At 51.9% G+C, this 12,667-nt stretch carries 11 protein-coding genes and 1 pseudogene; 5 read left to right on the top strand and 7 right to left on the bottom strand.

The annotated features are described in order from the left end of the window. Positions 1-6: 6 nt before the first annotated feature. The 4 genes from JI735_RS12065 to JI735_RS12050 all read left to right on the top strand — a co-directional run bounded on the left by JI735_RS12065 (position 7) and on the right by JI735_RS12050 (position 5,333). On the top strand, positions 7-897 hold the full coding sequence (locus tag JI735_RS12065) for an ABC transporter permease (protein WP_039839731.1): 891 nt from the start codon (positions 7-9) through the stop codon (positions 895-897). A gap of 158 nt (positions 898-1,055) precedes the next feature. Continuing rightward, a complete protein-coding gene (locus JI735_RS12060; RefSeq protein WP_020430618.1) occupies positions 1,056-1,793 on the top strand; it encodes a carbohydrate ABC transporter permease in 738 nt (245 codons plus the stop codon). Positions 1,794-1,826: 33 nt separating this feature from the next. Continuing rightward, positions 1,827-4,073 carry an amylo-alpha-1,6-glucosidase gene (locus JI735_RS12055; RefSeq protein WP_051052354.1) on the top strand — a complete coding sequence of 749 codons (2,247 nt, stop codon included), beginning with the start codon at positions 1,827-1,829 and terminating at the stop codon, positions 4,071-4,073. An 81-nt stretch (positions 4,074-4,154) separates the two neighbouring features. Continuing rightward, positions 4,155-5,333: a Fe-Mn family superoxide dismutase gene (locus JI735_RS12050; protein ID WP_039839733.1), complete on the top strand. Its 1,179-nt coding sequence runs from the start codon at positions 4,155-4,157 to the stop codon at positions 5,331-5,333. 111 nt (positions 5,334-5,444) lie between these two features. Here the strand turns inward: JI735_RS12050 and folE are convergent, their stop codons facing one another. The 5 genes and pseudogenes from folE to JI735_RS12025 form a co-directional block, all read right to left on the bottom strand. Next, a complete protein-coding gene (folE, locus tag JI735_RS12045; RefSeq protein WP_020430615.1) occupies positions 5,445-6,038 on the bottom strand; it encodes a GTP cyclohydrolase I FolE in 594 nt (197 codons plus the stop codon). 50 nt (positions 6,039-6,088) lie between these two features. Beyond that, positions 6,089-6,340, bottom strand: a complete 252-nt coding sequence (locus JI735_RS12040; protein WP_039839736.1) for a YneF family protein — start codon at positions 6,338-6,340, stop codon at positions 6,089-6,091. Positions 6,341-6,458: 118 nt separating this feature from the next. Continuing rightward, positions 6,459-7,660 (bottom strand): annotated as a pseudogene (queG, locus tag JI735_RS12035) (tRNA epoxyqueuosine(34) reductase QueG); the annotation flags it as partial. 18 nt (positions 7,661-7,678) lie between these two features. Next, positions 7,679-8,296 (bottom strand): signal peptidase I, encoded by a 618-nt coding sequence (gene lepB, locus JI735_RS12030; RefSeq protein ID WP_039839738.1) that lies wholly within the window; start codon positions 8,294-8,296, stop codon positions 7,679-7,681. 241 nt (positions 8,297-8,537) lie between these two features. Further along, entirely contained in the window at positions 8,538-8,957 is a 420-nt protein-coding gene (locus JI735_RS12025) for a GNAT family N-acetyltransferase (RefSeq protein WP_039839740.1), read from the bottom strand. A gap of 588 nt (positions 8,958-9,545) precedes the next feature. Here JI735_RS12025 and JI735_RS12020 point away from each other — a divergent pair. Next, on the top strand, positions 9,546-10,154 hold the full coding sequence (locus tag JI735_RS12020) for a superoxide dismutase (RefSeq protein ID WP_020430610.1): 609 nt from the start codon (positions 9,546-9,548) through the stop codon (positions 10,152-10,154). 419 nt (positions 10,155-10,573) lie between these two features. On the opposite strand, the gene mutY is transcribed toward JI735_RS12020, so the two are convergent. Next, the gene (mutY, locus tag JI735_RS12015; protein ID WP_202677418.1) at positions 10,574-12,022 is read right to left on the bottom strand and encodes an A/G-specific adenine glycosylase; all 1,449 of its coding nucleotides are present in this window, start codon (positions 12,020-12,022) and stop codon (positions 10,574-10,576) included. 84 nt (positions 12,023-12,106) lie between these two features. Continuing rightward, entirely contained in the window at positions 12,107-12,505 is a 399-nt protein-coding gene (gene acpS / locus JI735_RS12010; RefSeq protein ID WP_039833434.1) for a holo-ACP synthase, read from the bottom strand. Positions 12,506-12,667 lie beyond the last annotated feature (162 nt).

The following is a 12,667-nucleotide window of genomic DNA, read 5'->3' as shown; positions in this document are numbered from 1 at the left end:
TTCTGAATGAACAATAAAAAAGATCAGGCTGCGTTCCACCTTATGCTCGCACCAAGTATCGTTTTCCTGATTATTTTCTCGTTTATCCCAATGTTCGGTATCGTGATGGCTTTTCAAAATTACATTCCTGCTAAAGGCATCAGCGAATCAGCGTGGGTGGGACTGGATAATTTCAAGTTTATGTTTCAAATTCCCGACAGCAGGCAAATCTTAGTCAATACTATAGTCATAGCCTTATGGAAAATTATTGTGGGCACTGTTGTTTCAATCGTATTCGCCTTGCTCTTGAACGAAATCCGTGTACGGTTTGCCAAAAAATTCATGCAGACCGTTGTTTATCTGCCGAATTTTCTGTCCTGGGCCGTGCTGGCTACTGTCGTAATGAATATTTTCTCTTATGAAGGTCCGGTTAACGCATTTTTGGGATGGCTTGGCATTGATCCGGTTTTGTTTATGGCCAGCAACCACTGGTTCAGACCTATGCTGGTATTAACAGATGTCTGGAAAGGCTTCGGATATGGCTCTATCATCTATTTGGCCTCCCTGACGGCAATTGATCCGGGGCTTTATGAAGCGTCTTCCATTGACGGCGCCAACCGCTTTAAACAGCTGTGGCATATCACGCTGCCCGGCTTGATGCCTACCATCCTGCTCGTTACAACTTTAAATCTGCCCAACGTGCTCAATGCCGGATTTGACCAGATTTTCAATCTGTATAATCCTTTGGTTTACGCAACGTCCGATATTATTGACACCTATGTATACCGGGTGGGCCTGGTAGAGCGGCAATACAGCCTGGGAACAGCGATAGGGCTCCTGCGGTCGGTTGTCGGAATTGTCCTCATCCTTTCCGCCAATAAACTGGCACAAAAACTTACTGACTACAGAATCTTCTGAACAAGGAGGTGTTATTCATTTACACTCATTCCGTCAAAAGCCGAATTGCGGACACTATAATCTGGATATTTGTATTAGCCTTCACTTTATCCTGCCTCATACCTTTAATTAATCTGGTTGCCATTTCGTTCAGTGACAATGCGGCGGCGTCAGCAAACATGGTAAGTATCTTCCCGGTTAATTTTACGTTAAGCTCCTATGAGAAGCTGGTGTCGGACTCCCAGTTCTGGCGCTCCTTTATGATCTCGGTGGAACGGGTTGTCCTTGGTCTGATCGTCAATATGATGCTGATGATTCTTGCTGCTTATCCGTTATCCAAAAGCTCAAAGCAATTTCGGGCACAGAAGGTGTATATGAATATTGTGATTTTCGCCATGCTGTTCTCCGGTGGTCTCATTCCAACCTTTATGGTTGTCAAAGGGCTTCATCTTCTGGATTCCATTTGGGCTTTGATTCTGCCGGGGGCTGTGCCGATTGCCAATGTCATTTTGCTGATGAATGCTTTCCGCGCTGTACCGAAATCTCTGGAGGAGGCCGCAACCATTGACGGGGCTTCGCAGTGGAGAATTCTCTCAACGATATATGTGCCTGTGGTGCTGCCTACACTTGCCACTGTAACGCTGTTTACGATTGTCGGACATTGGAATGACTACTTCAGCGCTTTGGTGTATATCAACAAAACATCGAATTACCCTTTGCAGACTTATATCCAGCAGCTTAGCGTGGACGTGCAGAATATAACTGATCCTCAAAAGCTCATAGAATACTCCAAGATTTCGAACCGGACGCTGAATGCTGCCAAAATCGTGATCTCAACCTTGCCATTACTCCTGATTTATCCTTTTATGCAAAAATACTTTGTTACAGGAATCGTGGTGGGTTCCGTTAAGGAGTAATGTATAAAATTTTATTTCGGGAGGTACACATTAGTGAAATTATCAACAAATATTGCCGGGCAGACATCCGATATTCTGGATGACATGAAGATATTCGTTTCCCGTGATGAGAATCGCGGGATATCCTTTACCAACAAGGAAGCCGCTTATTATTATACTCAATCACATCTCAACGATCATGTGGAGCATGCTTATTTTGAGGGATTGAACATCTCGAAAAGCAGAATTTTCAGCGGGTACACCTTAATTGCAGATCAACAGAAACTGGATAATCAAGAAGCTGAAGTCTGTGTGTACCCCTATAAAATGGTGCGTATGCATGGAAGCCTGACAGAAGAGCTGTGGATGTTTGACTACAAAAATGTGCTGGGGATCAGTCTCACCGGTGCTCAAGAAACCATTGGAATTGAATTATTGGGAGAACAGCTCAACCTGCTGAATCCACGTGACGGCATCGCTTTTTTCAATTCAATAGAAGGCGGATGGGTTATTGCTGTAGGCGCAGCAGGCAACCAGCCGGTGGAAGTTAAGAATCATACCGTTTATTCCGCTGCCAACGCCGGAAGCTTTTATATCGCCGTGGGCAAAACGGTTGCCGGAGCGGCAGATATGATTCATGATACGAGACGGGACGCCGTCTCTATGAAGCACGAACGAATGAAACGTATGGAGGATTTTTTGCAGAAGAATGTCTACATCGCCAGCAGCAGTGATTCGCTCACCTTGTCTTTGAATTGGTTAAACATCACGATGGACCAATTGGTGACGAGACAGCAAGGCGATGGAATCTATGCCGGCCTCCCCTGGTTTAATGAATATTGGGGAAGAGACCAATTTATTGCGCTCCCGGGAGCCGTATTGGTAACCGGGCAATTTGAAACTGCTAAAAATATATTGCTGTCCTTTGCGAAATTCCAGAACACCGATGCAGCTTCCAAATACTTCGGCAGGGTGCCCAATATTCTTGCCTTAAAAAATGTAGACTACCATACAACCGACGGGACACCGCGGTTTATTATCCAATTACAGGATTATGTTAAATATTCGGGTGACACGGCGGTCATAACAGAGCTTTACCCGGCGGTACAAAACAGTATAGAAGGCTCTATTAAGCATTGGGTGGACGATAAAGGCTACCTTATGCACGATGATAATGAAACCTGGATGGACGCCCGGGATGCCAACCTGAAGTCTTACTCTCCCAGAGACACCCGGGCCAATGACATTCAAGCGCTCTGGTACAATCAGCTCCGGGCTGGAGTATACTTTGCCGAGTACATGGGCGACAGCGGCAGTGCGAAGAAATGGAGCAATATCGCCGGCAAGCTCAAAAGAAACTTTGCAGCGGATTTCAGGGATCAGTCACATCCCTATCTGGCTGACCGGCTAAACTCTGAAGATGAGCCCGAATTCTCACTGCGGCCAAACCAATTGTTTGCCTTGGACATGATTGAAGATGATTCCTTCAAATGTGAAGTGACCAAGACAGCATGGGAAGAGCTCGTTTATCCTTGGGGAGTTGCCTCATTGGATCAAAAACATCCGTTTTTCCATCCATTTCACTTAACCAGCCTGTACCATAAAGATGAAGCTTACCACAATGGTACGGTTTGGCTCTGGTTAAACGGTATAGCCATGCAGCGCATGATCGAAGCCGGGCAGGAAGAAACTGCTTATACACTGTTCAAGAATATGAACTGGCAAGCGCTGAACCTGGGAGTAGTCGGAGGACTGAGCGAGAATATGGATGCTTATCCGCAGGAAGGCCGGAGCTGGGCCAAACTTACGGGAGCATACCTGCAAGCCTGGTCCAATGCCGAGCAGCTGCGTGTGTGGTATCAGTATTTTCTAGGGTTCCGGCCGGATATGATTCATCAGGCGCTTACGCTTGCGCCCCGGATTCCCGGGGAGATCAGAGATTTACAGGCCCGCGTTAAGATTGGAAGTGGCACCATTGACATCACCTATACAGCTACAGCGGCAACAGAACAAACGTATCTTTACGGGTTTAAGGGAATCGGACTCACGGCAGTTATTGATATATCTCCTTTTAAGGTTCTGCAAATTGAAGTGGAAAAGGATTGTGAACTGAAAATCACCCGGACAGAACTTAAATTAACGGCTGTCCTTAGCGATAAAACCGGCACAATCGGCAAAGAGATTATAGTATCCCGGCTGCCGCTGCGTGAAGAGCAGCAATTGAATGTAAATCAAGTGTTTCAGAATGTTAAGTTTGCAGAGCCAGCGGATTTGGGGAACCACCCTGTTACGAAGCGTTAAAAATTTGATCCGGAAAACATAAGCTGCTGTTCCCGTACATAGAATGCACTGTTAAAGATTTATGACGGGAGGATTGCAGGTATGCCGGATCAATACGGGCAAGTGCTGCCCGTGCGTATTCTCGAAGAAATTGCATTCTGGAAAAAACAGGAGCAGGAGCATACGGAAGTCATCAAGGGGGTTGTACCTCAGCTGGAGAAGCCTTTTGTGAAGTTGCTGGACGAATGGGCTGTTGTTTTTGAGGCCACCGGAGCAGCAACACGCCAGCTGATGGAGGCTTCCCGCGCCTCCAGCCCTGCAGAGCAGGCCGCCGGAACAGAACAGCTTCTCCAGGTGGCCTGCTCCCAGTCCCGCGAGTTCATCCGGCAGCAGCATGCCCTGATGGAGGGAAGCGCTGCTGTAAAAGCCCAGCCGCTGGCTGGAACTGTGCTGCTGCATATCATCCGGGAGTCAGAGTATGTTGAGGCTCTTCTGAACACCCTGTCCGTACCCGGCATTGCTCCCGGATGGACGCGGGAGCCTGCAGCGCCGTTGCCGGAAACAGCAGACGAACTCAACGCCAGATACAAACAGGCCGGATATGAACCGCAGGCTCCAATGGCTTCTCCGCTCTCCGGACAGCAGGAGCCCGGAACGGTTCCGATAGGAGGCCATACTCTGCCGCCCCTTCCCTACGCCTATAATGCACTGGAGCCCTACATCGATGAAAAAACAATGCGGATTCATCATGACAAGCATCATCAAAGCTATGTAGACGGGCTGAACAAAGCGGAGAATAAGCTGGCCGAAGCCCGGAAAACCAAGGATTTTGATCTTGTAAAGCATTGGGAGCGGGAGCTTGCCTTCCACGGGGCCGGCCATTATCTGCATACCATCTTCTGGAACGTCATGTCTCCGCAGGGCGGAGGCCGTCCGACAGGTCCGCTGCTGGATGCCATAGAGCACAGCTTCGGCAGCTACGATGCCTTCAAGGAACAGTTCACAGAAGCGGCCGACAAGGTGGAGGGCGGGGGCTGGGCGATTCTGGTCTGGAGTCCCCGCAGCCGCCGGCTGGAAATTCTGACAGCGGAGAAGCATCAAAATCTCTCCCAATGGGATGTCGTTCCCCTGCTGGCCCTCGATGTATGGGAACACGCCTATTATCTTAAGCATCAGAATAACCGCGCGGATTACATCAAGGACTGGTGGAAGGTTGTACATTGGCCTTATGTCTCCGAGCGCTTCAATGCCGCCCGGAAGCTGGTCTGGCAGCCCTTCTGACAGCGCGGCAGCAGCCCTTTCGGCAGGCAAAGGTAAAAGAGCCCTCCCGTCACTTCACAGTGCCGGAAGGGCTCTTTGCCGTATACTGAAACGGGGCAACCCCCCCGTCTTCTATTCTTTGATCAGGGCCAGAAACTCCGCCCGTGCAGCAGCATCCTCACGGAAGGTCCCGCGTGCTGCCATGGTTACCGTTTTGCTGCCGGGCTTCTTCACCCCGCGGGCACACATGCACAGATGTTCTCCTTCCACAACAACCATCACACCATGAGGATTCAGGACCTCTGTCATAATATCGGCAATCTGCGCCGTAATGCGTTCCTGCACCTGCAGGCGCCGGCTGACAGCTTCCACCAGGCGGGCCAGCTTGCTAAGCCCGGCAATCCGTCCGCTGGGAATATATCCGATATGCACCTTGCCAAAAAAAGGGGCCATGTGATGCTCGCACTGGCTATAATAGACAATATCCTTTACGATCACCAGCTCTTCGTGAGACTCATCAAAGGTCACTCCAAGCGCCTCACGGGGATCAATCGAATACCCGCCGAAGATCTCCTCGTACATCCGTGTAACTCTGGCCGGTGTTTCCAGCAGCCCTTCACGGCCGGGATCTTCCCCGATTAATTGCAGTATTTTCTCAACATGGTACTCGATTTGTTCCCGGTTTGCAGCAACCTTGCCGTTCATATAATCCTTGACTCCCCCCATGAAGCCTCCCCCTTCCGTACCCGTATCTATTTCCGTTTATCCGGGACCGGTTACTTGCCTTTGCGGCCTTGTCTTTTTCCTGCCGCTGGTGCGCGTCCCGGCTGATTGCCGTTCTTCATCATCTGCTGGGCACGCTGCATCTGCTTGCCGTTCAAGTTATAGCCCATCTGTTTGGCAACCTTCTGCAGCATTTCCGGATCATTCTGCATCGCTGTCATTTGTCTGCGCAGATAATACACACCAATGAAGAATCCGCCGATCAGACCTACGACAAGCGTAATAATTGGCAAAGCAATGTTCATCTAAAGTCCACCTCTGTACTTGAGTTGTCCGCAATGCCGCTGTAGGCACGCGAATCTATCATAGCATTTCAAGAACTGGACAGCAATTGGCAAATGAAGCAGGTTAGCCTTGCCCACTGGCTCCATCCTGCTCCTCTGCCTCCCCCCGTTCCAGCAGCTTGCCCTGTGCCCGTTCCAGCATTTCCCGGACGGTAGAGTCCTCTTCCTTGTGCAGCGCCAGCTTCACCGCCGCCAGCGCTTCTGCGCCTCCAATGCGTCCGAGTGCCCAGGCCGCACTTCCGCGCAGCTCCGGACGGGTTTCCTTCAGCACAATCTCCGTCAGCTTCGGCACAGCCCCGGCTTCCTTGAAATTGCCGAGTGCGATCACCGCGTTGCGCTGAATCGGCTTCTTGCCCCGCCAGGCCGCTGAGCTGCTGCCGAACTGCTCCTTGAACTCACGGTTGCTGAGCTCCAGAATCGGCAGCAGCAGCGGCTTGACGACCTCCGGATCAGGCAGCAGCTCCGGGCGGTGATTCCAGTTCTTCCCCGGTTCTTCGGGCAGACGATCTGGCAGGTGTCGCAGCCGTACAGCCGGTTGCCGATCTTGGTCATGTATTCATCACTCAGAAAACCCTTGGTCTGGGTCAGATAAGAAATACAGGCCTGGGCATTCAGCTGTCCGGGACCTACGAGTGCACCTGTCGGGCAGGCGTCAATACACTTCGTACAGCTCCCGCAGCCCTCTTCCACAGGTGTATCCGGCGGAAAAGGAATATTCGTCACCATCTCCCCGAGATACATCCATGAGCCCCATTCGGGAGAGATAATGCTGCAGTTTTTGCCGCTGAACCCGATGCCTGCCCGCTCGGCAACCGCCCTGTCGACCAGCACTCCCGTATCCACCATGCTCTCCAGCTCCGCTCCCGGCACCCGCTCGCGGATGAAGGCCTCGAGCTTCGCCAATGCCTCACGCAGCACATGATGATAATCCCGGCCCCATGAGGCCCGGGCCAGGATGCCGCGGCGTGCGCCAGGCTCTGACTTCGGCGGATTCTCCATTTTGGAGGGATAGGCTACAGCGATAGCGATAATAGACTGCGGCTGCCCGCCGGACTGCAGGGCGGGGATGGTCCGCTTATCGAGATCCGGCTCCTCGAAGCCGGAATCATAACCGTTGTCACGATGCTCCTGAAGTATATTTTTTAAATATAAAAACGGCTCCGCAGTCGCAAAACCGATATCATCAATACCGATTTCCGGTGCGGCAGCCTTAATTTCAGCCTTAAGACCTTCCCATTTCGAAGGCGGGGGAGCATAAGATGTCTGGATGTTATTGTTCATTACCGCCTTCTCCTTCACTTATAGTGCATTTGCTTTGCTAAGAGGCCACCAGATATACGCAGCCTTGCCGACGATACGGTTCTGCGGAACGGCGCCAAAATACCGGCTGTCCTTGCTCGCCCCGGCATGCCGGTTGTCACCCATCACAAAATAGGTTCCCTGTTTAACGGTAAGCTCGGCAAAATCAGGGTCTTGAATCTCCGTGTCCACATAGGACTCGGCAATAAGCTTGCCGTTCACGTACAGCTTGTGGTTCCGCACCTCGATCCTGTCGCCGGGTATCCCGATGATCCGTTTCACCAGATATTCCTTGCGGTCCGGGCCGGTGCTCGGGTCATGCAGCACAACCACATCGCTCCGCTTGGGACTGGCAAAGGTTAATGATATCTTGCTGATAATCAATTTTTCGCCCTCAAACAGCGTGGGCTGCATGGACTGGCCTATAACCGTTGAGACATTGAACACAAAAATATTGAGCAGTGACATCAAGGCAAATACAATTGCAGCAGTAACCAGCCAATCCCGGAGATCGCGGACCCAGCCTGTTCCTGATAAGGAGCCGGTTCTCCGGTGTGTAACGGACCGGTATCTGTGCTTGCGGCTCCGCATGAAATCTTCTTCAAGCTCCCGGTTCATAGGCCACCTTCCTGATTATCATTGGTCATTCAAGTCCCATAACAATAGAAAAGCATATCTCCCGGCCATTTGCAATGGACTTGGAAAGATATGCTTCAGTATAATGAATCAGACTATGCAAGCACGCATTCAATACTAAAAGTATGTACTCTTAATACTCGCAATCATTGCAGGCGTACAATCGCAGTAGTTCTCTATTCTAGAAAATGTTTCCGCTTACGCAGCACCGGAATCAAAACGCTTACCCGACAATGCTAAGCTTCCGTACCGACTTGAAGATTTGATTCTCGTTATAACCCATAGCTTCATAGAGCGGCAGCGCAAATGAGTTATGCTCATCGACGGCCACATAAATGCCGCTGACCTTGCGTGCCTGAAACTTGTGTTCCATCGCCGATACAAGACCTCTGCCGATTCCTCTGCGGCGGTATTCGGGATGGACGGCAATGCGGAAATAACAGCCGTGATTCTTCTCGATCGTACCAATCAGCGCACCAACAATCTCCCCTTCATCCTCGGCTACAACAATGAGATCAGAGTCCCATGAAAGCTGCCTGGAGAAAGGCTCGATAGTGCTCTCGAAACATTCTTCCGATAATGCGGTCTGCAGCAGTTCAGTCACAGGGGTAACGTCGCTTAATTGAAAGGAACGAACGTGCATTCTTTAAATCTCCCTTTTCTATGGCTTAGAATTTAACAAAAAGAAGGAGTTCCCGTAACGGCATAAAGAGGAAAAAGAAAAGCAAATGAATGATTCCCAAAGAGATATCTGAAATCAAACAGGGAAGTTGCTTCTCAGCGGCTAAAGAAGTATTAACCTAATGTTAAACAGTTTATAGCTTCTTTAAACTTCAAAAAACGAGGAATACCTGCTTTTAAGTCTATTAAAGCACACTTTTCTAGCGATATCATCAATTTTCTTTTGAAAGCGCTTGATTTAAAGCGTTTGCATTGTATATAATTACATAAATCCTTTATTAAGGTAATTATGGCGGTGTAAACAACTGCCGGCGGCGGCCGTTTCGATTTTAACACGGCGTTGACACTTGCAGTCAGGTTTCAATGCCTTAATACTTTTTAAACATTTACGTTTGTTTAGTGTTGCATTATTGTTCCAGATACGGTTTAATAATAGTATCTTATCGGGTACATAACCTATAAGGTACATCGGAAATAAGGGGTTTTGACGTCAAGGCCGCCAAAATTCTTTATCCATACAAATTCAAATACCACTCAGGAGGGATTTTCCATGGCATTTCAATTACCGGCACTTCCGTATCCGAACAACGCTCTTGAACCGCACATCGACGCATTGACGATGGAGATTCACCATGACAGGCACCATAACACATACGTGACGAACCTGAACGCCGCTCTGGAAAAGGCACCCGAACTGCAGGGCAAGAGCATCGAAGAACTCCTTACCGACCTGAACGCAGTACCTGAAGCGATCCGTACGGCTGTCCGCAACAACGGCGGCGGACATGCCAACCATACCCTGTTCTGGGAAGTCATCGGACCGAACGGCGGCGGCGCACCAACCGGCGCACTGGCAGCTGCCATTGACAGCGAGCTTGGCGGTTTCGATAAATTCAAAGAGGATTTCGCTACGGCGGCAACTACCCGTTTCGGCAGCGGCTGGGCCTGGCTCGTTGTTAAAGACGGCAAGCTGGCGGTTACCAGCACACCGAACCAGGACAACCCGATCAGCGAAGGCGCTACTCCGATCCTCGGACTGGATGTATGGGAGCACGCTTACTACCTGAACTATCAAAACAAACGCCCTGACTACATCAAAGCCTTCTGGAACGTAGTCAACTGGGAAGAAGTCGGCAAACGCTACGAAAGCGCAAAATAAGCTTCAGCAGCATAAATCAGCTAAGAGAACAAAACGGCTGCACCGTCCAATGATGGACGGTGCAGCCGTTTTGGATTTTAGTCTAGCCCTGCCTGGAGCGCCCTCTATGAACCCTGCGGCAAGCCTTAAGTGGAAAAAGGGCACTTAATTCCGGTTCATTCCGCTTCTCCACAAGCATTAGGTGGAAAAAGGACACTTAATCTGGCCACTTTCTGCCTTTTCGGGTAAATCCGCTTAATTTAAGTCTACTTTTTCCCACTATTTCCTCTGTCGAAAGCTTCTGCGTCCATTTAAGTTCCCTAATTCCACTCCGCTTCTTTCCTGCAGCCCACGCACGATCCTGCCCTTTTGTTTTCTGATCCCAGCCCCGCCTGCAGAGCAATCACTGTAAGCGCACTTTGTACAGTATCTGAGAGAAATCATCCATTTTGTTCATCGAAATAGCTGTTCAGCAGCTTCAAAAACACGTTCGGGAAAGCATAATTAGCCATTTCCTCACGGTTGATCCACCGTACCGCTCCGCCATCCTCGGGATTGCCGTTGCCGTCCGCGAACGGCTCTATAGAGCCGCTGTCCGCAGCAGGCCGCCCGTTTGGGGTGCCTGCGGCACTGAACAAGTCAGGGGTGCCGCTGCCGGGTGCTAACGCGGCGGAACTGCCGGCGTCGGCGTTCAAGGCCGGCGCATCACTGTCCGCGGCAGGCAGCTCTGCGCCGCTGATACCGGTGGCGGCCGAACCCTGAGGCCCGCCCGCGCCGGCTGGCCGGCCGGCATCCCCGGCACCCGGGGATTGCCCGGCGGCGTATGCCGCCCGCCCTTCCGCCGCCACTGGCAGCGCGCGGACATCCTCTTCCCTGCAGCGGTACACCTGCAGGGTCCACACAATATGGCTGAACGTATGTTCCGCAGCCATCCAGTGCTCTTCCGGCCGGGCAGGAATCCCGGCCTGCCTCAGGGACCGGCGCAGCCGGTCCAGCGCCGCGGCCTCCGGCAGCAGCGCGCCGCCCCTGCCGCCCTCCGCAGGCGGCGCAGGCCAGTGCGGCAGCTCCCACATGCGGGCCAGAAGCCCGCTTACCGGCCGCTGCCGGATGAGCACCCGGCCCGCGTGCTCGCCGCGGCCTTCCACCAGGGCCGCCAGCCGCTCCTCCGGGCGCGGCGGCTTCGCCTTGGTTTTGACGGGCAGCGAAGTTTCGCAGCCCGCCAGCCGCGCGGCGCAGTGCTCCATCACCGGGCACGGCAGGCAGCGCGGTGATTTCGGCGTGCAGACAAGCGCGCCAAGCTCCATCAGCGCCTGATTGAAATGCGAAGCTTCGCCTTCAGGGATCAGCTCTGCGGCCAGCCGTTCCATTGCAACACGGGTGGGTCCCTTGGCGATATCATCCTCAATGAGGAAATAGCGGGACAGCACCCGCATCACATTGCCGTCCACGGCCGGTTCCGGCCGGTTGAAGGCAATGCTGAGGATGGCGCCTGCTGTGTAAGGGCCCACGCCCTTAAGGCCAAACACGGCGTCACGGTCATTGGGGACCTGGCCGCCATATTGCTCTTTCACCTGCTTGGCTGCATGCTGCAGGTTACGGGCCCGGGAGTAGTAGCCGAGCCCCTCCCAGCACTTCAGCACCTCCTCTTCCGGGGCATCAGCCAGTGATTCCACCGTAGGAAAACGCTCAATAAAACGGTTAAAATAAGGAATTACCGTATCCACTCTGGTCTGCTGCAGCATAATCTCCGATATCCAGATGTAATAAGGGTTGCGGTGGCGCCGCCAGGGCAAATCCCTTTTCTGGCCTTGATACCATTCCAGCAGGAAGCGGCTGAAGAATAACTTGGCTTCCTGCTGTGTTTCACTCTGCTGTTCATGTATTGTCATCGTTATTCTCCTTGCCGTTCATATAATCTTGCACCCGGTACACTTAGGCTGACTTAGATTATTGGGGGATGTCCCGGGTAGGTCTTAGTGTCTGTGCTGCTTCTCCACCACCGCGAACGCCGAAGCCAACCCGCGGCTGTGCGTAATCGTGAGATGAATGGTATACTCCTGCTCCGGCAGCCGCAACCGGGACCAGGCCTCGGCCGACAGTGAGGCTACCGGCTTGCCCATGGCGTCCGGCAGAATTTCAATATCCTGAAAGCCTACCGTATGGCCGATTCCGCATCCGAGCGCCTTGACTACCGCCTCCTTGGCTGAAAACCTCCCGGCTATGAACTCTGCCGCCTTCCCGCCTTTGCCTGCGGCCAGTACCAGCTCCTGCGCGGTCAGAATCCGCCGGGTGAACCGGCTGCCCAGGCTGCCATTCGCAATACCCGCAACCCTCCCGATTTCCAGCACATCATGCCCGATTCCGTAAATCACAATCCCACACCTCTCATGGCTATACATTCATTAACCATCTCATATTCCCTTCTATCCTTACCGTGCTTCTAATGGTATGATCTTCCTATAGGCGCCAGAAATCTCATATAACAGAGAAAGTCCGCCTGCCTCTTTACCATGAACTATATAAACTGAACTTTT

It is taken from the genome of Paenibacillus sonchi, from assembly GCF_016772475.1.
Classification (GTDB): domain Bacteria; phylum Bacillota; class Bacilli; order Paenibacillales; family Paenibacillaceae; genus Paenibacillus_AQ; species Paenibacillus_AQ sonchi.
The sequence above is the reverse complement of the archived record's forward strand: the minus strand, read 5'-3'. Positions and strand labels throughout refer to the sequence as shown.